Annotated in this window: 18 protein-coding genes and 1 tRNA gene; 8 read left to right on the forward strand and 11 right to left on the reverse strand. The window is 70.6% G+C overall.

The window, feature by feature from the left end:
• Window positions 1-50 precede the first annotated feature (50 nt).
• Both cydD and OG331_RS25865 read left to right on the forward strand, forming a co-directional pair.
• Window positions 51-3557 (forward strand): thiol reductant ABC exporter subunit CydD, encoded by a 3507-nt coding sequence (gene cydD / locus OG331_RS25860; RefSeq protein ID WP_406200316.1) that lies wholly within the window; start codon window positions 51-53, stop codon window positions 3555-3557.
• A 184-nt stretch (window positions 3558-3741) separates the two neighbouring features.
• Entirely contained in the window at window positions 3742-4824 is a 1083-nt protein-coding gene (locus OG331_RS25865) for a M23 family metallopeptidase (RefSeq protein WP_406200318.1), read from the forward strand.
• 2 nt (window positions 4825-4826) lie between these two features.
• Here the strand turns inward: OG331_RS25865 and OG331_RS25870 are convergent, their stop codons facing one another.
• From OG331_RS25870 to OG331_RS25895, 6 genes are all read right to left on the reverse strand, one after another.
• On the reverse strand, window positions 4827-5696 hold the full coding sequence (locus OG331_RS25870; protein ID WP_406200320.1) for an HAD hydrolase family protein: 870 nt from the start codon (window positions 5694-5696) through the stop codon (window positions 4827-4829).
• 129 nt (window positions 5697-5825) lie between these two features.
• A complete protein-coding gene (locus OG331_RS25875; RefSeq protein ID WP_406200323.1) occupies window positions 5826-6728 on the reverse strand; it encodes an LLM class flavin-dependent oxidoreductase in 903 nt (300 codons plus the stop codon).
• 154 nt (window positions 6729-6882) lie between these two features.
• Window positions 6883-7431 carry an RNA 2'-phosphotransferase gene (locus OG331_RS25880; protein WP_406200325.1) on the reverse strand — a complete coding sequence of 183 codons (549 nt, stop codon included), beginning with the start codon at window positions 7429-7431 and terminating at the stop codon, window positions 6883-6885.
• 122 nt (window positions 7432-7553) lie between these two features.
• Window positions 7554-8579: a MerR family transcriptional regulator gene (locus OG331_RS25885; protein ID WP_406200328.1), complete on the reverse strand. Its 1026-nt coding sequence runs from the start codon at window positions 8577-8579 to the stop codon at window positions 7554-7556.
• Complete coding sequence (locus OG331_RS25890) at window positions 8576-10333, reverse strand: SDR family oxidoreductase (RefSeq protein WP_406210270.1); 1758 nt, start codon at window positions 10331-10333, stop codon at window positions 8576-8578. Before OG331_RS25890 ends, OG331_RS25885 begins: the two co-directional genes overlap by 4 nt.
• 8 nt (window positions 10334-10341) lie before the next feature.
• Window positions 10342-11193, reverse strand: coding sequence for a M24 family metallopeptidase (locus OG331_RS25895; protein ID WP_406200330.1), 852 nt, complete (start codon window positions 11191-11193; stop codon window positions 10342-10344).
• A 208-nt stretch (window positions 11194-11401) separates the two neighbouring features.
• Here OG331_RS25895 and OG331_RS25900 point away from each other — a divergent pair, with 208 nt between their 5' ends.
• The 6 genes from OG331_RS25900 to OG331_RS25925 all read left to right on the forward strand — a co-directional run bounded on the left by OG331_RS25900 (window position 11402) and on the right by OG331_RS25925 (window position 15720).
• Complete coding sequence (locus OG331_RS25900; protein WP_406210273.1) at window positions 11402-12388, forward strand: ABC transporter ATP-binding protein; 987 nt, start codon at window positions 11402-11404, stop codon at window positions 12386-12388.
• Window positions 12378-13301 (forward strand): ABC transporter permease, encoded by a 924-nt coding sequence (locus OG331_RS25905; RefSeq protein WP_406200333.1) that lies wholly within the window; start codon window positions 12378-12380, stop codon window positions 13299-13301. Before OG331_RS25900 ends, OG331_RS25905 begins: the two co-directional genes overlap by 11 nt.
• Window positions 13298-14209 carry an ABC transporter ATP-binding protein gene (locus OG331_RS25910; protein WP_328880580.1) on the forward strand — a complete coding sequence of 304 codons (912 nt, stop codon included), beginning with the start codon at window positions 13298-13300 and terminating at the stop codon, window positions 14207-14209. The genes OG331_RS25905 and OG331_RS25910 overlap by 4 nt, the downstream gene beginning before the upstream one ends.
• Window positions 14210-14222: 13 nt before the next feature.
• Window positions 14223-14942 carry an ABC transporter permease gene (locus tag OG331_RS25915; protein WP_362386946.1) on the forward strand — a complete coding sequence of 240 codons (720 nt, stop codon included), beginning with the start codon at window positions 14223-14225 and terminating at the stop codon, window positions 14940-14942.
• A 165-nt stretch (window positions 14943-15107) separates the two neighbouring features.
• On the forward strand, window positions 15108-15338 hold the full coding sequence (locus OG331_RS25920) for a hypothetical protein (protein ID WP_406200337.1): 231 nt from the start codon (window positions 15108-15110) through the stop codon (window positions 15336-15338).
• A 294-nt stretch (window positions 15339-15632) separates the two neighbouring features.
• Window positions 15633-15720 (forward strand) — tRNA-Ser (locus OG331_RS25925).
• Window positions 15721-16389: 669 nt separating this feature from the next.
• Here OG331_RS25925 and OG331_RS25930 read toward each other — a convergent pair.
• The 5 genes from OG331_RS25930 to efeB all read right to left on the reverse strand — a co-directional run bounded on the left by OG331_RS25930 (window position 16390) and on the right by efeB (window position 21658).
• A complete protein-coding gene (locus tag OG331_RS25930; RefSeq protein ID WP_406200338.1) occupies window positions 16390-16521 on the reverse strand; it encodes a hypothetical protein in 132 nt (43 codons plus the stop codon).
• Between the two features lie 55 nt (window positions 16522-16576).
• A complete protein-coding gene (locus OG331_RS25935) occupies window positions 16577-17380 on the reverse strand; it encodes an HAD family hydrolase (protein WP_406200341.1) in 804 nt (267 codons plus the stop codon).
• Window positions 17377-18654 (reverse strand): serine--tRNA ligase, encoded by a 1278-nt coding sequence (serS, locus tag OG331_RS25940; protein WP_406200343.1) that lies wholly within the window; start codon window positions 18652-18654, stop codon window positions 17377-17379. The genes OG331_RS25935 and serS overlap by 4 nt, the downstream gene beginning before the upstream one ends.
• Before the next feature lie 577 nt (window positions 18655-19231).
• Window positions 19232-20164: a prephenate dehydratase gene (gene pheA / locus OG331_RS25945; RefSeq protein WP_406200345.1), complete on the reverse strand. Its 933-nt coding sequence runs from the start codon at window positions 20162-20164 to the stop codon at window positions 19232-19234.
• 123 nt (window positions 20165-20287) lie between these two features.
• A complete protein-coding gene (efeB, locus tag OG331_RS25950; RefSeq protein WP_406200347.1) occupies window positions 20288-21658 on the reverse strand; it encodes an iron uptake transporter deferrochelatase/peroxidase subunit in 1371 nt (456 codons plus the stop codon).
• Between the last annotated feature and the right edge of the window lie 4 nt (window positions 21659-21662).

The raw sequence follows: 21662 nt of genomic DNA on the forward strand, positions 1-21662 counted from the left end.
GGGTGGTTCACGATGTTTCACGTGAAACACCCCGCCCTGGACCGAAGGGCATGTTTCACGTGAAACCGATCGATCCGCGTCTTCTCCGATACGCCCGCGCCACTCGCCTCTTCCTGATCGCGGTCGTAGGCCTGGGCGCCGTCGGTGCCGTGATGGTCATCGCGCAGGCGATGCTCATCGCCGAGGCGGTGGTGGGGGCGTTCCAGCACGGGATGTCCGCGGCTGAACTGCGCACTCCCCTAATGCTGTTGGTGGCCGTGGCCATCGGCCGCGCCGTAGTCGCTTGGCTCACCGAACTCGCCGCTCACCGTGCCAGCGCCGCTGTGAAGTCGGAGCTGCGCGGGCGACTGCTGGAGCGGGCGACCGAGCTGGGGCCCGACTGGCTGAGCGGACAGCGGACCGGATCGCTGGTCGCGCTCGCCACGCGGGGCGTCGACGCCCTCGACGACTACTTCTCGCGCTACCTGCCGCAGCTGGGGCTCGCGGTGGTCGTGCCGATCGCCGTGCTGGCGCGGATCGTGACCGAGGACTGGGTGTCGGCGGCCATCATCGTCGGCACCCTGCCACTGATCCCGATCTTCATGATGCTGATCGGCTGGGCCACACAGTCCCGGATGGACCGTCAGTGGCGGATGCTGTCCCGGCTGTCCGGGCACTTCCTGGACGTCGTGGCCGGTCTGCCGACCCTGAAGGTGTTCGGGCGTGCCAAGGCTCAGGCCGAGTCGATCCGGCGGATCACCGATGAATACCGCCGGGCGACCATGCGGACGCTGCGGATCGCCTTCATCTCCTCCTTCGCGCTGGAGTTGCTCTCGACGCTCTCGGTGGCCCTGGTCGCGGTGACGATCGGCATGCGCCTCGTCCACGGCGACATGCATCTGTACGACGGCCTGGTCATCCTTGTGCTGGCACCCGAGGCCTACCTGCCGCTGCGTCAGGTGGGAGCGCAGTATCACGCGGCGGCCGAGGGCCTGTCCGCGGCCGAGGAGATCTTCGAGGTGCTGGAGACTCCGGCGCCGGCGTCGGGAAGCGCGGCGGTGCCGACGGGGGCGGTGTCGTTCGAGGGAGTCTCGGTCCGCTACCCCGGACGGTCCTCCGACGCAGTGTCGGATGTGTCCTTCGCCGTCGAGCCCGGGGAGACGGTCGCGCTCGTCGGGCCGAGCGGGGCGGGCAAGTCGACGCTGCTCAACGCACTGTTGGGGTTCGTGCGGCCGGCCGAGGGGCGGATCCTGGTCGGGGGAGCGGATCTTGCCGAACTCGATCTGGAGGAATGGCGTTCACGGATCGCCTGGGTGCCGCAGCGGCCGCACCTGTACGCGGGGACGATCGCCGAGAACGTACGGCTGGCGCGTCCCGACGCGGACGACGCTGCCGTGCGGCGGGCGCTGGGGAACGCCGGGGCGCTGGAGTTCGTGGACGCGCTGCCCCAGGGCGTCGAGACCGTGTTGGGCGAGGACGGGGTCGGCCTGTCCGCGGGGCAGCGGCAGCGGCTCGCGCTGGCCAGGGGGTTCCTGGCGGACCGGCCCGTCCTGCTCCTCGACGAGCCGACGGCCGCGCTCGACGGGGCCACCGAGGCCGCGGTCGTTGAGGCCGTGCGGAGGCTGGCGGTGGGGCGGACGGTGCTGTTGGTGGTGCATCGGCCGGCGCTGCTGGGCGTGGCGGACCGGGTGGTGCGGTTGTCGGAGGCCGTGGCGCCGGTGTCGGCAGAGGCCTTGCCCAAGGCGTCCGTTGACCGTCCGCTCGAGCAGGACCCGGACAGCGGTTCCGCTTCGGAAGACGCCGGGACCGTGCCGCTCACCGCAGCCAAGCGCGGTGTTCTCGCCCGCGTCCGCGCCATGTCCGGTCCCCGGCGCGGTCGTCTCGTCCTCGCGCTGGTGCTCGGCAGCCTCGCGCTCGGCAGCGCCGTCGGGCTCATGGCGACCTCCGGGTGGCTCATCTCGCGGGCCTCGCAGCAGCCGCCCGTGCTGTACCTGATGGTCGCCGTGACGGCGACGCGGGCCTTCGGCATCGGGCGGGCCGTGTTCCGGTACGCCGAGCGGCTGGTGTCGCACGACGCCGTGCTGCGGATGCTGGCCGACACGCGGGTCGCCGTGTACCGGCGGCTGGAGCGGCTGGCGCCCGCAGGGCTGCGCCGCACGCGTCGCGGCGATCTGCTGTCGAGGCTCGTCGCGGATGTGGACGCGCTGCAGGACTACTGGCTGCGGTGGCTGCTGCCCGCCGCTGCCGCGACCGTCGTGTCCGCCGGGGCCGTCGGTTTCACGGCCTGGCTGCTGCCCGAGGCCGGAGCCGTGCTCGCGGCCGGGCTCCTCGCGGCCGGGGCCGGAGTCCCGTTCCTCACCGGTGCCGTCGCCCGACGCGCCGAGCGCCGGCTGGCCCCCGCACGCGGAGAACTCGCGACGCGCGTGACGGATCTGCTCACCGGCACCGCGGAACTGACCGTCGCCGGCGCCCTGCCCAGCCGTACTGCAGAGGCGCGGCGGGCCGACGGCACGCTGACCCGGATCGCTTCGCGGGCCGCCTCAGCGACCGCGCTCGGCGACGGGCTCACCGCGCTGATCTGCGGGCTCACCGTCGCCGCCACCGCCCTCGTGGGCGCCCAGGGGGTCGCCGACGGGCGGCTCGGCGGTGTGACCATGGCCGTTGTCGTCCTCACCCCGCTGGCCGCGTTCGAGGCCGTCCTGGGGCTGCCGCTCGCCGTGCAGTACCGGCAGCGGGTGCGCAAGAGCGCGGAACGCGTATACGAGGTGCTGGACGCGCCCGAGCCCGTACGGGAACCCGCCCGGCCCCGGCAGGCGCCCGCATCGCCCTTCCCGGTCGCCGTCACGGGCCTGACCGCCCGTCATGCCGGACAGGACCGGGACGCGCTCGCCGGACTCGACCTGACCCTGGAGAAGGGCCGCAGGATCGCCGTGGTCGGCCCGTCAGGGTCCGGCAAGACGACGCTGGCGCAGGTGCTGCTGCGCTTCCTGGACGCCGACGCGGGCTCGTACACGCTGGGCGGCGTGGACGCGCACGCGCTGGACGGTGACGACGTACGGCGTCTCGTCGGGCTGTGTGCGCAGGACGCGCACCTCTTCGACAGTTCCGTGCGCGAGAACCTGCTCCTCGCCAGGAAGGACGCCACCGAGGCCGACCTGCGTGACGCCCTGCACCGCGCCCGGCTGCTCGACTGGTCCGATGGCCTGCCCGACGGGCTGGACACGCTCGTGGGTGAGCACGGGGCACGGCTGTCGGGCGGTCAGCGGCAGCGGCTCGCGCTGGCCCGCGCACTGCTCGCCGACTTCCCCGTCCTCGTCCTCGACGAGCCCGCCGAGCACCTCGACCTGCCCACCGCCGACGCCCTCACCGCCGACCTGCTGGCCGCCACCGAGGGCCGTACGACCCTGCTCATCACGCACCGACTCGCCGGGCTGGAGGCCGTCGACGAGGTGGTCGTCCTGGACGAGGGGCGGCTGGTGCAGCGGGGCACGTTCGCGGAGCTGGCCGCCGGGGACGGTCCGCTGCGGGGGATGGTGGAGCGGGAGGAGCAGGCGGATCTGCTGGTGGGGGCGCCGTAGCGGCCGACGGGACCGTGGCCGTGGGCGCCTGCGGTCCGGCGGCCACGCACTGTCGGCCCTGGCGTGGCGCGACGCTCGCCGGCGCTCGCGTCAACGGCCGTACTGACCCATCCGCAGCAACACATCCCCCAGCTGTACGACTTGAACAGGGCCCTCACTCGCCCCGCGGGCCAGGATCGCTGACATGTGCTCATATCGCCGTCGCCTCCTGGTCGCTCCGGCGCTGCTGTGTGTGCTCGTCGGCCTCGTGGCCCGGCCCGCAGACGCGGCCGGTGACGGCAAGGGCACCTCGGGCCACAACGGCACCGGAACCGGCGGTGACTCGACCCTCAGCGCCCAGGTGCTGAAGCTGTACGAGGACGCGGCCGTGGCGACCGGGCGATACGAAGCGGGGCGGAAGCGGGCAGAAGTGCAGCGGGCGAAGGCACTGCGGGTCGAGGCGCTGCTGGATCGGGAGCGGCGGGAGATCGGCGTCATGCACAAGGACCTCGGTCGGATCGCACGCGCCCAGTACCGCAACGGCGGCGGCGTGCCGCTCACCGCGCAGATCATCCTCGCGACGAGCCCGGAGCAGCTGATGCGCGGTCAGCATGTGTTCTCGCAGGCGAACCTGGCCGTCGCCAACTCCATCGAGAAGAGCCGTCGCGCCGAGGTGCGGCTCGCCGGGGACGAGGCCAGGGCCGCGGCGGCCTGGCAGGTGCTGGAGAAACGCAATTCCGAGCTCGCTGACCTCAAGCAGGGCATCGAGGACAAGCTCGAAGAGGCGCGGTGGGAGTTGCAGGGGAAGGCCGACGTCTCCGTGGCCGCCGGATCGTGCCCGGGTGCGGTCCGGCTCGACCAGAAGGAGACGGACAGCACGAGCGCCTGGGTCACGCCGGTCGCGAGGTACGAGCTGTCCGCCGCGTTCGGCAGCGGTGGAAAGCGCTGGGCGAAGCGGCACACCGGGCAGGACTTCGCGGTGCCGATCGGCACGCCCGTGCGGGCGGTCGGGGACGGGCGCGTGGTGAAGGTGGCGTGCGCGGGCGCCTTCGGCATGGAGGTCGTCGTCCGGCACACGGACGGCTACTACACGCAGTACGCCCACCTCGCCTCCGTCGCCGTCGACCAGGACGAGCGGGTCGACACCGGGCAGTGGATCGGCCAGTCGGGCACGACGGGCAACTCCACCGGCCCGCACCTGCACTTCGAGGTGCGGGTCACTCCGGAACTGGGCTCGGGCGTGGACCCGGTGCCGTGGCTCTCCGAACGCGGAGCGCCGCTCGGGTAGGTCTAGGCCCGCTTCGCCAGGAGCTGTTCGATCACCAAGGCCACGCCGTCCTCGTTGTTGGCGACCGTCCGCCCCGACGCGGCGGCGACGACATCCGGGTGCGCGTTGCCCATCGCGTACGACTGGCCCGCCCACGTCAGCATCTCGACGTCATTGGGCATGTCCCCGAAGGCCACGACCTGCTCGTGCGAGATGCCGCGCTCGGCGCAGCACAGGGCGAGCGTGCTGGCCTTGGAGACGCCGGGCCCGCTGATCTCCAGCAGGGCGCTGGGGCTGGAACGGGTGACGTTGGCCCGGTCGCCGATGGCGAGGCGGGCGAGGGTGAGGAAGGCGTCGGGGTCGAGGGTGGGGTGGTAGGCGAGGATCTTGAGCACCGGCTCGCCGGCTCCCGGGGCGTCCGGCGCCAGGAGGTGCTCGGCCGGCGCGAGCTCGTCCGGTATCTCCATGTGCAGCTTGGGATAGCCCGGCTCCTGGTAGAAGCCGTACGTCTGCTCCACCGCGTACACCGTGCCCTCAGCCGCGTCACGCAGCAGCCGTACGGCGTCCAGGGCGTTCTCCCGGGCCAGCTCGCGCACCTTCACGAACCGGTGGGTGCCGGGGCCGCCGTGCAGGTCGACCACGGCGGCGCCGTTGCCGCAGATCGCCAGGCCGTGCCCGTGGACGTGGTCGCTGACGACGTCCATCCAGCGCGCGGGGCGGCCGGTGACGAAGAACACCTCGATGCCCGCCTCCTCGGCGGCGGCCAGCGCGGCGACCGTGCGGGGGGAGACCGACTTGTCGTCCCGCAGCAGCGTGCCGTCCAGGTCGGTGGCGATGAGCCGCGGGCGGACAGCGGCGGCCGGGGTCTGGGGCTGTCGAGTCGCTGAGGTCACCGGGCCATTCTCCCGTATACGCCTGCACGGCCGTGCGGCAGCCCGCACATCTGAGTCCGCACCTGAGGAGAAACCGCCCCTGCGAACACCGCCCACATCCTCCTGACCAGCACCGTCGCTCCCATGAGCTCAGTGCAGCTGCGCCAAGGCCTCCATGGCGATCTGCTCGAAGACCTTCTCGTCGGCCGCGAAGTCCGAGTCCGGGATCGGCCAGTGGACCACGATCTCGGTGAATCCCAGCTCCTGATGGCGCCCGGCGAAGTCCACGAACGCGTCGAGGGACTCCAGCGGACGACCGCGGTCCGGGGTGAACCCGGTGAGCAGGATCTTGTCGAGCCCAGCCACGTCCCGGCCGATCTCGGCGCAGGCGTCTGCCAGCTTCCCGACCTGTCCGCGAATGGCTTGAACCGACTGTTCAGAAGTGCCGTTCTCATACAGCTTCGGGTCGCCCGTGGTCACCCACGCCTGCCCGTAGCGCGCCGCGAGCCGCAGGCCGCGAGGCCCGGTCGCGGCGACCGCGAAGGGCAACCGAGGGCGCTGCACACAGCCAGGGATGTTCCGCGCCTCGTGCGCCGAGTAGAAGTCGCCCTCGTACGACACAGAGTCCTCGGTCAGCAGTTGGTCCAGCAGCGCGACGAACTCGGCGAACCGGTCGGCCCGCTCGCGCGGGGTCCATGGCTCCTGGCCGAGCGCGGTGGCGTCGAAGCCGGTGCCGCCTGCGCCGATGCCGAGCGTGACCCGGCCGCCCGAGATGTCGTCGAGGGAGATCAGTTCCTTGGCCAGGTTCACCGGGTGCCGGAAGTTCGGCGAGGTCACCAGGGTGCCCAGGCGCAGCCGGTCGGTGACGGCCGCGGCGGCGGTCAGTGTCGGCACGGCGCCGAACCAGGGGCCGTCCCGGAAGCTCCGCCAGGACAGGTGGTCGTAGGTGTACGCGGTGTGGAAACCGAGCTCCTCCGCGCGCTGCCATGCCTGGCGGCCCCCCTCGGACCAGCGGCGGTACGGGAGGATCACGGTGCTCAGGCGCAGACTCATGCATCGAGCCTATGCGGCCGAATGGGTTTCACGTGAAACAGCCACCGACCGCGGCTGCTCAGCCACGGAGCGCGGTCGATCAGCGGTGTCCGAGTCGATCAGCGGTGTCTGAGTCGATCACCGGTATGTACTCGGGGTCCCGTGGCGGCCCGGATCAGTGCGCCTCGGGAAACCGCAGATACTCCGGCGGCACGGCCTTCGTCAGCCACACCCCGTTCGCGCTGACGTGGAAGACATGGCCGTCGCTGTGCATGGCGCCGGCGTCCACGGAAAGCACGACCGGGCGGCCACGCCGGGCTCCGACCCGCGTCGCGGTCTCGCGGTCCGCGGAGAGGTGCACATCGTGCCTGTTCATGGGGAGCAGGCCCGCGCTGCGAATCGCAGCCAGGTTGCCAGCCACGGTGCCGTGGTAGAGGTGGGCCGGCGGGGTCGCCGGGGGCAGTCCGAGTTCGACGTCGATGCTGTGGCCCTGGCTGGCGCGGATCCGGGTGCCGTCGATCGCGAAGCGCTGCTTGTCATTGGCGGCCACCACGTGATCCAGCTCTTCCCGGGTGAACCGGAATCCGTGCGCGGTCGCGGCGGCGATCAGGGTCTCGATCTCGACCCAGCCGCCCTCGTCGAGGGTGAGCCCGATGCGCTCGGGCTGGTGGCGCAGGTGCTTCGAGAGGTACTTCGAGACCTTCACGGTGCGTCTTTCGTCCATGCCACCAGACTGCCGGGAGAGGCTCGAATCACGCGAACGATTTCAGTCCGGATGTTTGGTCCACAACCAAGTGCGGTTATCCACAGGGGAATTGGCGATTCTGTGGACAACGAGCCGTCGTTTCAAGGGGTTTCGTCAAGATCACCTGATGAGCCGTGATTTGTGGCGAGCCGATCCAAGGCCCTTGCCTGTACCTCCCGTTCGGCGGCCAGCGCGATGAACTCGGCTGATTGCTTTGCGCCAACCAGGCCCTCAACGGCCTGCATTGTCTCCTCGGGTACGGGCACAGCTCTCGTCCGATTCTGACGTTCGGGCGTCTCGTCCGCGCCCAGGTGCTGACGCAGATGTCGCACGGCCACCCGCCTCATGGCGCGGGCGAGTTCCGCGTCCACGGTGTGCTGGGCGAGCGGACGCAACCGCCGTACGAGAGAGGCCGCCTCGGCCGCCTCCGCGTCCGTCGGACGGTGGGCACCGTCGAGGTAGCGTGCGAAGACGTGTTCGGTGGTGAACTCCAGGAAACGGGCGGCGATGTGCTCGACCTGACCCCTCAACTCCCGCAGATGGCCCGAGATCGCGGACAGCGGCACCCCGGCCGCGTGCAACTCGACCGCCACAGCCAGCTCTTGAGGGCTCGGAACGACGAACGAGTCCTCGTCACCGGGGACCGGCTCCAGTACGCCGAGCTCCACGGCCTCGACCACCGCCGCGTCGTCCGGGGTGCCGCCGAAGCGCTCCTCCAGCTCGGCACGCGAGATCCGTACCGCCTCCTCGTCGGTCCACGGCCCGTCCACCTCGGCGACCAGCCCGAGCACCCCACCGAGGCCACGACCGGCGTCCCAGGCCTCCAGGAGCTCCTTGATGGACGCCAGGGTGTAGCCGCGGTCGAGGAGATCGGCGATCTGGCGCAGGCGGTTGAGATGGGCGTCCGCGTACAGGTTGGCCCGGCCATGGCGCTCCGGGCGGGGGAGCAGGCCTCGGTCCTGGTAGGCACGGATGGTGCGGACGGTGGCGCCGCTGAGGTGCGCGAGGTCCTCGATCCGGTAGGGGGGCGCAGGCGCCGCCCCGGCCGCGCGCCCTGCCTCACCGCGCCTCCCGGACAGGCTTTCGCCGGCAACCGCTCCCCCGCGCGCATGACCCCCGTCGCTCATAGCGGCGGCTCCAACCGTGCGATCCTGCGCAGCGCCTTCGGCGTGAACCTCGACATGAGATATGCCCCACGCGCCTCCGGCGTCACAGGAACAACTGCATCGCCCCGCACCACCGCCCGCAGGATCGCGTCGGCGACCTTCTCCGGCGGATAGTTCCGCAGCCCGTACAGCCGCGCGGACTTCTTCTGGCGGCGCTTCTCCTCATCGGCGTCGACACCGGCGAAGTGCGCGGTCGAGGTGATGCTGGTGTTGACGAAGCCGGGGCATATCGCGGTGACGCCGATGTCCTGGCCGGCCAGCTCGGCGCGCAGGCACTCGCTGAGCATCAGTACGGCCGCCTTGGACGTGCTGTAGGCGGGCAGCGCCTTGGAGGGCTGGTACGCCGCGGCCGAGGCGGTGTTGACGATGTGGCCGCCCTGTCCGCGCTCGGTCATCTGCTTGCCGAACAGCCGGCAGCCGTGGATGACGCCCCACAGATTGACGTCGAGGACCTTCTTCCAGTCTTCCGGTGTGGTGTCGAAGAAGGAGCCCGACAGGCCGATCCCGGCGTTGTTCACCAGGACGTCCACCACGCCGTACTCGGTGGCGACCTTCTCGGCGAGCTTCTCCATGGCCTGCTCGTCGGAGACGTCGACCGTCTCGGCCCAGGCGTCGGGTGCGCCGATCAGCCGGGACATTTCGGCGGTGCGACCCGCGGCCTCGGCGTCCCGGTCGACGGCGACCACGCGCGCGCCGGCCTCCGCGAAGGCGTACGCCGTCGCCCGTCCGATGCCGCTGCCCGCGCCGGTGACCAGGACGAGCTGCCCGCCGAAGCGGTCGGCGTACTTCCCGGTCGCGGTCACGCCTTTCGGCCGACCGCCCTCGACGGATGTCACGAACTCCGTGATCCAGGACACCAGTTGGTCGGGGCGGGAGCGCGGGATCCAGTGCTTCGCCGGGAGCGTGCGCCGGGTCAACTGCGGAACCCACTGCTCCAGTTCGTCGTAGAGCCGCTCCGACAGGAAGGCGTCCCCGAGGGGCGTGATGAGCTGCACGGGCGCGTGTGCGTAGGCGTCCGCGCGCGGGCGGCTCAGTCGGGCTCGTACGTTGTCCCGGTACAGCCATGCCCCGTGTGCCGCGTCCGTCGGCAGGGACGAGGTCGGGTATCCGCCGCCGGGGACCTTCTCCATGCGCTCCAGGATGCGCGGCCAGGTCTTGCCGAGGGGGCCGCGCCAGGCCAGTTCGGGCAGTACGGGCGTGTGCAGCGCGTAGACGTACCAGGACTTGGCGCCCTGACCGAGGAGCTGCCCGATCCGGCGCGGGGTGGGCCGCTTGAGGCGTCCGCCGATCCAGTGGCCGAAGTGGTCGAGGGAGGGCCCGGACATCGAGGTGAAGGACGCGATCCGGCCCTCGGTGCGCTTGACCGTGGCGAACTCCCAGGCCTGCACCGAGCCCCAGTCGTGCCCGACCAGATGCACGGGCTCGCCCGGACTGACCGCGTCCGCGACGGCCAGGAAGTCGTCCGTCAGCTTCTCCAGCGTGAACCCGCCGCGCAGCGGCTTCGGTGCCGTCGACCGGCCGTGGCCGCGGACGTCGTACAGCACGACATGGAAGCGGTCGGCCAGCCGCGGCGCGACCTCGGACCACACCTCCTTGCTGTCCGGATATCCGTGCACGAGCATTACCGTCGGCCGGCCGGGCTCGCCCAGCTCGGCGACGCACAGCTCGACGTCGCCGCTCCGCACCCGGCGCTCGCGCGCGCCTTGAAGAGTCACCGGCACCGTCACTTCTCCTCCGCCCAGCGCCGCACATGCGGCAGATCGTCGTCCAGCCAGAAGGCGCTCTGCTCGGGGTCCTCGGAGTCGGTGACGACCAGGATCTCCTCGAACTTGGCGCCCGTACCTCTGAAGCCGAGGTGCGGTTCGACCGCCCACAGGCCCGGCTGCGGCGGGTGGTCGGAGAAGCGGTACGGCGACCAGAGCGGGGACCAGCCCTCGCGGTGGCCGTGCAGCGCGTCGCTCGCCAGGCCCTTCAGGGACTGGGTGCCGAACCCGAAGACATGCGGTGACCAGCGGCGTTGGCTGACCCGGTCGACCTTGTGCGCGATCACGCCGAAGGGATAGGCGCGGTGCCGGTTGGCGTAGCCCTGGCGGACCATGAGCCGGTCCACGTCGTCGTAGATCTCCCGCAGCGGCCGGCGCTCGCGCACCTCGCGCAGGATCAGCTCGCGGTGCGCCTCGAGGTCGTCCATCAGCTTGTCCTGCACCGGGTTGATGCCGAGCGAGCCGGAGTAGCCGATGTCGGCCGTGAAGCCGTCGTACACAGGGGCCATGTCCAGGATGAACGGCATCCCGGGCTCGAGGCGCCGGTTGGTGGGGAAGAACTGCAGCGGGACCCGGAAGTTCACGAACGCCGTGCGGTTCCCGAACCACGCGAAGGGCAGGTGGAACCAGTCACGCACACCGCGCTCGCGCAGCCACTCGCGCTGCATGCGCGCCGCCTCGCGCTCGGTGATGCCGGGCTCCAGCTGCGCGGCGACGGCTTCCGCGCACTCGTACGCGAGGCGCTGCACCTTTCTGAACCCGCGCAGTTCCGCGGCCAGTTCACCCGTACCTGCTGCCACTGCCGTCGTCATGCCACCGCCCACCCTCGTCCACGCTGACTGCGGTACGTGCCCGTAACTTGACACTGACGAATGTGACAGTTGTTAGAGGTTGCGTCAATAGATCGCGTGAGACCTCAGGGTGACCCTTAGACCCCCGTACACCTGAGGTCTGATATCAAGACGGCTCTCGGGTCTGATGACCTGAGTGGTACGGGTCACTACCGTCTATGCCGTGACTGTGATCGCGACCGAAAGCCTGAGCAAGCGGTTCCCCAGGGTGACCGCGCTTGACCGGCTGACCATGGACATCGGGCCCGGGGTGACCGGACTCGTCGGAGCCAATGGAGCCGGCAAGTCCACCATGATCAAGATTCTGCTGGGTCTGTCCCCCGCCACCGAGGGCCGTGCCGAAGTGCTCGGACTCGACGTCGCCACCAAGGGCGCCGCCATCCGCGAGCGGGTCGGGTACATGCCGGAGCACGACTGCCTGCCGCCCGACGTCTCGGCCACCGAGTTCGTCGTCCACATGGCCCGCATGTCCGGCCTGCCACCCGCCGCCGCGCGCGAGCGCACCGCGGACACGCTGCGCCACGTCGGCCTGTACGAGGAGCGCTACCGCCCCATCGGCGGCTACTCGACCGGCATGAAGCAGCGCGTGAAGCTGGCCCAGGCCCTGGTGCACGACCCGCAGCTGGTCTTCCTGGACGAGCCGACCAACGGCCTCGACCCGGTCGGACGGGACGAGATGCTCGGCCTCATCCGCCGCATCCACACCGACTTCGGCATCTCGGTCCTGGTCACCTCGCACCTGCTGGGCGAACTCGAGCGCACCTGCGACCACGTCGTCGTCATCGACGGCGGCAAGCTGCTGCGCTCCAGCTCCACCACCGACTTCACCCAGACCACGACGACGCTCGCGATCGAGGTCACCGACACCGACGACCACCCGGACGGCACCCGCGCGGTGCGCGACGCGCTCCACGCGCGCGGGGTGGAGGTCCTCGACGGCAGCGGCGGCCTTCCCGGCGCCGGTCACATCCTGCTGCTCACCGCGCAGGGCGAGGAGACCTACGACCTGGTGCGCGACGTCGTCGCCGACCTCGGGCTCGGCCTGGTGCGCATGGAGCAGCGCCGGCACCACATCTCGGAGGTCTTCACGGACACCGAGCACAGCGAGCAGAGCAGCGACGCACAGCGGAAGGAGGCGGTCGGCCATGGCGGTTGAGCAGCCCGTAACCACACAGTCGGGTGACCAGACCCGCATCCACAACATCGGCTACCGCAGCTACGACGGCCCCCGCCTCGGCCGCTCGTACGCGACCCGGTCCCTCTACTCGCAGTCCCTGCGCGGCTCCTACGGCCTCGGCCGCTCGGTCAAGTCCAAGGTGCTGCCGATGCTGCTGTTCGTGGTGATGTGCGTGCCCGCGGCCATCATGGTCGCCGTCGCGGTCGCCACCAAGGCCAACGACCTGCCCGTCGACTACACGCGCTACGCGATCGTCATGCAGGCCGTGATCAGCCTTTACGTCGCCTCGCAGGCACCGCAGTCCGTCTCCCGCGACCTGCGCTTCAAGACCGTGCCGCTGTACTTCTCGCGGCCGATCGAGACCGCCGACTACGTCCGCGCGAAGTTCGCGGCGCTGGCCTCCGCGCTGTTCCTCCTCACCGCGGCCCCGCTGCTCGTGCTCTACGTGGGCGCACTGCTGGCCAAGCTCGACTTCGCCGACCAGACCAAGGGATTCGCGCAGGGACTCGTGTCCGTCGCACTGCTCTCGCTGCTGTTCGCAGGAATCGGCCTGGTCATCGCGTCGGTCACGCCCCGCCGCGGCTTCGGCATCGCGGCCGTGATCGCCGTGCTGACCATCTCCTACGGTGCGGTCTCCACGCTCCAGGCCATCGCCGACGCGCAGGCCATCGACGGCGGGGGCAGCAGCGGCGCCATCGCCTGGATCGGCCTCTTCTCGCCGGTCACGCTCATCGACGGGGTGCAGTCCGCCTTCCTGGGAGCGACCTCCGCCTTCCCCGGCGGGGTGGGCCCGAGCAACGGCGAAGGCGCTGTGTACGTCCTCGTCACCCTGGGCTTGATCGCCGCCGCCTACGGCCTCCTGATGCGCCGCTACAAGAAGGTGGGACTGTGACCACGCTCCAGATCGACCACGTCTCCCGCTGGTTCGGCAACGTGGTCGCCGTCAACGACATCACCATGACGATCGGCCCCGGCGTCACCGGCCTGCTCGGCCCCAACGGCGCCGGAAAGTCCACCCTCATCAACATGATGGGCGGCTTCCTGGCCCCCTCCACCGGCACCGTCACCCTCGACGGGCAGCAGGTGTGGCGCAACGAGGCGATCTACAAGCAGATCGGCATCGTCCCCGAGCGCGAGGCGATGTACGACTTCCTCACCGGCCGCGAATTCGTCGTCGCCAACGCCGAGTTGCACGGCCTGGGTGCCAAGGCCGCCCAGAAGGCCCTGGCCACGGTCGAGATGGAGTACGCGCAGGACCGGAAGATCTCCACGTACTCCAAGGGCATGCGCCAGCGCGTGAAGATGGCGAGCGCCCTCGTCCACGACCCCTCGCTGCTCCTGCTCGACGAGCCCTTCAACGGCATGGACCCGCGTCAGCGCATGCAGCTCATGGACCTGCTGCGACGCATGGGCGACGAGGGCCGCACGGTGTTGTTCTCGTCCCACATCCTCGAAGAGGTCGAGCAACTCGCCTGGCACATCGAGGTCGTGGTCGCCGGACGGCACGCGGCCAGCGGCGACTTCCGCAAGATCCGCCGTCTCATGACCGACCGCCCGCACCGCTACCTGGTGCGCTCCAGCGACGACCGCACCCTCGCGGCGGCGCTGATCGCCGACCCGTCGACATCCGGGATCGAGGTCGACCTGGCCGAGGGCGCGTTGCACATCCAGGCCGTCGACTTCGGTCGCTTCACCGCCCTGCTGCCGAGGGTGGCACGCGAGCACGGCATCCGCCTGCTCACGGTCTCGCCGTCCGACGAGTCCCTCGAGTCCGTGTTCTCGTATCTGGTCGCGGCGTAGGAGGCCGAAAAAGATGTACGACCCCACAGTCGCCCGACTTACCTACCGGGCCCTGCTCGGCCGTCGCCGGGCCCTCATTCTCGGCGCGTTGCCGCTGCTGCTCATCGGTATCTCGGTGGTGGTGCGTGCCCTCGCCGGAGCCGACGACCAGACCGCGTCGGACCTGCTCGGCGGGCTGGCGCTCGCCACCATGGTGCCGATCATCGGCGTCATCGCCGGAACCGGCGCGATCGGCCCGGAGATCGACGACGGCTCGGTGGTGTATCTGCTGTCCAAGCCGGTGAAGCGGCCGACGATCATCTTCACCAAGCTGATCGTCGCGATCGCCGTGACGATGGTGTTCTCGGCGCTGCCCACGTTCATCGCGGGCTTCATCCTCAACGGCAACGGCCAGCAGATCGCCGTCGCCTACACGGTGGCCGCGCTGGTCGCGTCCATCGCATACGCCGCGCTCTTCCTGCTGCTCGGCACGGTGTCCCGGCACGCGGTGGTCTTCGGGCTCGTCTACGCACTCGTCTGGGAGGCCCTGTTCGGCTCCCTGGTGCCGGGTGCGCGCACGTTGAGCGTCCAGCAGTGGGCGTTGGCGGTGGCGCAGAAGGTCGCCGGCGGGGACATGGTGACCTCGGACGTCGCCCTGCCCACCGCGACGGTGCTGCTGGCGGTGGTGACCGTCCTCGCGACCTGGTACGCGGGACAGAAGTTGCGGTCGCTGACGCTCGCCGGTGAGGAGTGACGGGCGCCGGTGCCTGTGACGTGTAAATGCCCGTGACGTGTCAAGAGGCGGGCCCCTGAGGGGGCCCGCCTCTTGACGGCGGCTTCACCTCCGCCCGGGCACACTGGGCAAAGGGGATGCACCGGGGTGCACTGCACGAACTGGAGGACGGGGATGGCAGGCGGCATGTCGCAGCACGAGGATCGCGAACGGTCCGGGGACGACACCTGGGACAGCCTGGTCCTGGACGACCACTTCATACGCGCGGCCGACACCGCCGAGCCGTCCGCCCGGGCCCGCATGCTGGCCGCGCGCTGGCGCCGTGAGAAGCCCGAGCCGCAGCCGTGGCGCTCGGACGAGCCGCCTGCCGGGTGGTTCTTCAGCAAGGGGCGCCGTCGTAAGTGGCGCCGCCGGTAGGGGACGTACGCCGTCCTTCCGGCTTCCTCCCTGGCCTTGTTATTCGGTGGCGTCCAACTCTCCGTACAGGCACAGTGGTTGTGTCCACATCGCCGGACGGTGAGTTCGGCGCCACTTGCTGGGAGAGGAGCAGGGCGATGTCCATGCACGACAGTACGTCCAGCTCCCGTCAGGGCAGTCCGCGGCGGGCTCCGGAGTAATCGCTACCCCTCCGTCGAGTCCCTACCGCATGGGGAGCTGCCCGGGGCGGCCGCTTCGAGCACGCGATGTCGCTCTCGCGTGGGCCGCCCACCCGGAGGATTGGCCGAGTGGTAAGGCACCGGTTTGCTAAACCGTGGTCGGGTCCGAAAGGCCCGCGCACGTTCGATCCGTGCATCCTCCGCGAGACGTTGCCACTGGGGCTTGGCCGCATTGCAGGGCTGGGGTGCCTTGAAGATGCGGTCCTGCGCTTCAGCTGAGAGGCCGGCCGCGTGGCCCGGCGTTACCGGGCGCCGCCCGCGCCCATCCGTGCCACCCCGGGCGCCACGCGTGCCCGCGAGTTTCGGCGCCCCGGGCACTGGGTGCGGACCCCTGCGGCTGGGGGCCGGTACGACCGGCGGACGTCGCGGGTACGTCGGCCTCCGGCGTGCGGGCACGTCGGCCGGCAACTTCGCAATGACCACGGCCGCCGACCACGGGGCATCGCCCGCGGGGCAACCGCGAGCCAGCGTCTGCCCCGACGATCGGGAGTGGCCGTCGGCCTGGCAATACGGAGCGGGCGTTGGGCCCGGGGCAACGGGGGCGCTGTCAGCTCGGGCAGCCGCCGGTCGGTGGTGGCCCAGTTGCCCGTGGCAGGCGTTGTCCCGGCCCCCCGGGGGTTGGCGCCAGCTCGGTCAGTCGCGAGTCGGTGGCAGCGTGGCCCCCCACGGGTCGGTGATGACCCGGTAGCCCGTAGCAGGCGCTTGCCCGGCAACCGTGAGTCGCTGTCGGCCAGCAACCGGGATTCGCCGTCATTCCGGGCAACCACGAGTCCCCCGGCAACCACGAGTCCCCGGCATACCGAGAGTCCCGGTCAGGCCGGAAACCGAGGCGCGCCCCAGCCGACGAGGTACCAGTCGCCGTCGGCCAGTCGGCATTCGGCGATGGCCGGCATTCGGGAGTCGACGTCGACCGTGCAGTCGACGGGCGACGGGCGACGGGGCACCAGCCCCGGCGTCGGGCCGGTGGCCGCCGAAAGACGGCAGTCGGCCTCGGCAACCTCAGCCCAGCAACCTCTCCAACACCACCGCGATCCCGTCCTCCTCGTTGGAGGACGTCACCTCGTCGGCCACCGCTCTCAGTTCGACGTGGGCATTGGCCATGGCTACGCCATGTGCGGCCCAGGCGAACATCGGGAGGTCGTTCGGCATGTCGCCGAAGGCGATGGTGTCGGCTGCCTTCAGGCCCAGGCGGCGGGCTGCCAGGGAGAGGCCCGTTGCCTTGGAGAGGCCCAGGGGGAGCAGTTCCACGATGCCCTCGCCTGCCATGGCCACCGTGACGAAGCCGCCCGCGGCCTTGCGGGCGGCCTTGGCCAGCTCGTCGTCCGAGAGTTCCGGGTGCTGTATGTAGATCTTGTTCAGCGGGGCGGTCCACAGATCCGACGCGTCCGTGAACGGGGTGGCCGGAAGCTTGCCCGTGAGCGAGTAGCCCGGGCCGACCAGCACGTCACCGTCGAGCCCGTCGCGGCTCGCAGCCATGAACAGCGGGCCGACCTCCGCCTCGATCTTGGCCAGCGCCACGCCCGCCAGTTGACGGTCCAGGGTCACCGACGTCAGCAGGCGGTGCTCGCCGGCGTCGTAGACCTGGGCGCCCTGGCCGCACACGGCGAGGCCCTCGTAGCCGAGGTCGTCGAGGATATGGCGGGTCCAGGGGACCGCCCGGCCCGTGACGACGATGTGCGCGGCGCCCTCGGCGGTCGCGGCGGCGAGGGCGTCACGCGTGCGCTGCGAGACCGACTCGTCGGAGCGCAGGAGCGTTCCGTCGAGATCGGTCGCGATCAGCTTGTAAGGGAAACCGGCGCTCACTTGGCGACCGGCTCCAGGACCTCCCGGCCGCCCAGGAACGGGCGCAGCACCTCGGGGACCCGGACGGAACCGTCGGCCTGCTGGTGGTTCTCCAGGATCGCCACGATGGTGCGCGGGACGGCGCACAGCGTGCCGTTGAGCGTGGCCAGCGGCTTGACCTGCTTGCCGTCACGCATCCGGATCGACAGGCGCCGGGACTGGAACTCGGTGCAGTCCGAGGTCGACGTCAGCTCGCGGTACTTGCCCTGCGTCGGGATCCACGCCTCGCAGTCGAACTTGCGGGCGGCCGAGGAGCCGAGGTCGGCGGAGGCGACGTCGATGACCCGGAACGGCAGCTCCAGCGACGTCAGCCACTGCTTCTCCCACTCCAGCAGGCGCTGGTGCTCGGCCTGCGAGTCCGCCGGATCGACGTACGAGAACATCTCGACCTTGTCGAACTGGTGCACGCGGAAGATGCCGCGAGTGTCCTTGCCGTGCGAGCCGGCCTCGCGGCGGAAGCAGGGCGAGAAGCCCGCGTAGCGCAGGGGGAGCTTGTCGGCGTCGAGGATCTCGTCCATGTGGTACGCCGCGAGCGGGACCTCGGAGGTGCCGACCAGGTAGAGGTCGTCATTGGCCAGGTGGTAGACGTCCTGGGCCGCCTGCCCGAGGAAGCCGGTGCCGGCCATGGACTGGGGGCGGACCAGCGCCGGGGTCAGCATCGGCGTGAAGCCGGCCGCCGTGGCCTGGGTGATCGCCGCGTTGACGAGAGCGAGCTCCAGCAGGGCGCCGACGCCGGTGAGGAAGTAGAAGCGCGAGCCCGAGACCTTCGCGCCGCGCTCGACGTCGATCGCGCCGAGGAGCGCGCCGAGCTCCAGGTGGTCCTTCGGCTCGAAGCCCTCGGCCGAGAAGTCGCGGATCTCGCCGTGCGTCTCCAGCGTGACGAAGTCCTCCTCGCCGCCGACCGGGACGTCCGGGTGGACGAGGTTGCCGAGCTGGAGGAGCAGCTCCTGGGTCTCGGTGTCGGCCGCGTCGCGCTCGGCGTCGGCCGCCTTGACGTCGGCGGCGAGCTGGCTGGCCTGCTTCAGCAGCTCGGCCTTCTCGTCCGCGGAGGCCTTGGGGATGAGCTTGCCGAGCTGCTTCTGCTCGTTACGGAGCTCGTCGAAGCGGACGCCGGACGACCTGCGCCGCTCGTCGGCAGACAGGAGGGCGTCGACGAGCGCGACGTCCTCTCCACGGGCGCGCTGCGAGGCGCGCACTCGGTCGGGGTCCTCACGGAGCAGGCGAAGGTCAATCACGCGCTCAAGGCTACCGGGGAGGGGTGACAGCCCACGACTCGCTTTTCCGGACTGAGGCTTACATACCGTTATGGGGTAATTGCTAATCGTGTCAATAAAAGGTGTCTCACTCCCTGGAACGGGGCAGGCGGGAGGCGGCCGGTTGACTCGATTCCCTTGTGGAGAACGGGACTTGGGTCGCGGTTGTCCACAGGGATCCCCGGCCTCCGAAGAGTTATCCACAGGGTGTGTGGATGGACTGTGGATGTCGGAATTGATCACTCCGTAACGTGCCGCGTGAGTCGAGGATTCCCAGGACAAACCCTGCCGATCCGCACTTTCGAGTGGAAAGCAGTCGCCCCAAAGGATTGCCCAAAGGAAAAGAGTGGACGAAGGGTGACTTGCGCGACGGTGGACACCGAGAGGGGCTGGGGAGCGATTTGTCGACAGACTCATGCTTCCCTGTCGACTTGTCCCCAGGTCGAGATGAGTACCTGTGGATAACCCCTGTGGATAACGATAATCCGCTGGTAGTACTGGCCGGAAACCTACACCGGCACCAGTCGGCACCAGTCGACACCGGCCGCCGAGGGGACGCTCAGAACCGCCCGTCCTGGCACTGCGCCACCCAGTCCGCCGCCGACACGAACTCCTCGTCCGACGTCCCGAGGCGCGGCGGCTGCACATCCCCCGGCTTCATGTCCGCGCGCGGATACGACCCCAGGAACCGCACCCCCAGGCAGATCCGCTTGAGCCCCATCAGCGCCTCGGCCATCCGGCGGTCGGAGATGTGCCCCTCGGCGTCGATGCAGAAGCAGTAGTTGCCGATGCCCGCGCCGGTCGGCCGGGACTGCAGCAGCATCAGGTTGATGCCGCGCGTGGCGAACTCGCCGAGGAGGTCGCGCAGCCCACCGGGATGGTCGTCGCGCTGCCACAGCACGACGGACGTCTTGTCCGCGCCGGTCGGCGCCGCGGGCCGAGCGGGCCGGCCCACCAGTACGAACCGCGTCTGGGCGTTCTCCGCGTCGTGGATCTCGGTCTCCAGGGCCTCCAGGCCGTACCGGGCGGCCGCGAACTCGCCCGCGAAGGCGGCATCGTACTGGCCTTCCTGGACCAGACGCGCGGCGTCCGCGTTCGAGGCGGCGGACTCCCACTGGGCGTCCGGGAGGTTCCGCTTCAGCCAGTTGCGGACCTGCGGCTGGGCGGCCGGGTGCGCGGAGACCGTCTTGATGTCCGACAGCTTCGTGCCGGGCCTGACCAGCAGCGCGAAGGTGATCGACAGCAGCACCTCGCGGTAGATCATCAGCGGCGTGCCCGCGACCAGTTCGTCGAGCGTGGTCGTGATCCCGCCCTCGACGGAGTTCTCGATCGGCACGAACGCGGCCTCGGCCTCGCCGACGCGCACCGCGTCGAGCGCGGACTGCACGGACACGTACGGGATCAGCTCCCGGGTCGCGGCCTCGGGAAGGGTGCGCAGGGCGACCTCGGTGAAGGTGCCCTCGGGGCCGAGATAGGCATAGCTCGCTGGCATGACCTCACCCTAATGGGCCTTGCGAAACGCGGCGTACACATCTCACCCGGGCGCCGCAAAGGGCGGTCCGTGGCCGAGGGCCCGGGAGGGGCGGACGTCGCCGATGGCCCGGGAGGGCGGCTGTCACCCCTCCAACAGCCGCTGGCCCACGTACTCCCCTTCCGCCGCCCCGCCCGGCACCGCGAACAGCCCGCTCGCCTCGTGCCGGATGTACTTCGACAGCGCGTCGCCCCGGTCGAGCTTGCGCTGGACGGTGACGAAACCGCGCAGCGGGTCGGCCTGCCAGCAGATGAAGAGCAGCCCCGCGTCGGGCACCCCGTCCGCGTCGATGCCGTCGTGGTACGAGAACGGGCGCCGTAGCATCGCCGCCCCGCCGTTCTGGTCGGGCCGGGTGATACGCGCGTGGGCGTTGATGGGGACGACCAGGTTTCCTGCCTTGTCGGTCTTCTCCAGGTCCATCTCGGTCGTCTCGGTGCCCCCGGACAGCGGCGCCCCGTCGGACTTGCGGCGCCCGATGACGTCCTCCTGCGCCGTGACCGAGAGCTGCTCCCAGTCGTCGAGAAGCATGCGGATGCGGCGTACGACGGCGTAGGAGCCGCCCGCCATCCAGGCCGGGTCCTTCGAGCCGGACTCCGGCACGAAGATGCGCTCGTCGAAGTCGGCTTCCGTCGGCTTCGGATTGCGCGTGCCGTCCATCTGGCCCATCAGGTTGCGCGCGGTCATCGGGTGCCCGGTGGCACCCGGCGACCGGTTGAAGCCGTTCATCTGCCAGCGCACCCGGGCGGCCTGACCCGCGTCCTTCTGGATCGCGCGCAGGGCGTGGAAGGCGACCAGCGCATCGTTGGCGCCGATCTGCACCCACAGGTCACCGTTGCTGCGCGCCTTGTCGAGCTGGTCCGAGGAGAAGTCGGGCAGCGGATCCAGGGAGACCGGACGCTGCTTCTCCAGGCCGGTCCGTGCGAAGAAGCTGTGCCCGAAGCCGCAGGTGATCGTCAGTGACGACGGCCCGGCGTCCCGGGCGACATCCGTGTCGTCCTGCTGCGCCGCCTCGCCCGCCATCAGCCGCCGAGCCGTCTCCGACCAGCGGCGCAGCAACGCCGCCGCCTCCTTGCGGCCCGCGCCCGCCGCCAGGTCGAACGCGACGACGTGGCCGCGCGCCTGGAGTGCCTGGAGGATGCCGGGCTGATGTTTCCCGTGAAACATCACCTGATCGGCGCCCAACGAGGTGAGCGGCGTCGCCTCGGCCGGCCGGGCGGCGTAGCCCACCGCCCCACCGGCCGCACCGAGCACCAGCCCGGTCGCACCGGCGGTCCCGAGCAGGTGACGCCGCGACATGCCCTCCTTGCGCGACAGGCCCCCATTAATAGGGGCGCTTTCGGAAACGCCGCCATTAAGTGCCGTCTCGCCCTTGAGCGGGCTCCCGCCCTTGAGCGCCGGCTCAGGAGTCTTGGGAGTCTTGGGCGTACGGGCCTCCGGAATGGACTGGTCAGCCATGGTC

Source organism: Streptomyces sp. NBC_01017 (assembly GCF_045162795.1).
Lineage (GTDB): Bacteria > Actinomycetota > Actinomycetes > Streptomycetales > Streptomycetaceae > Streptomyces > Streptomyces machairae.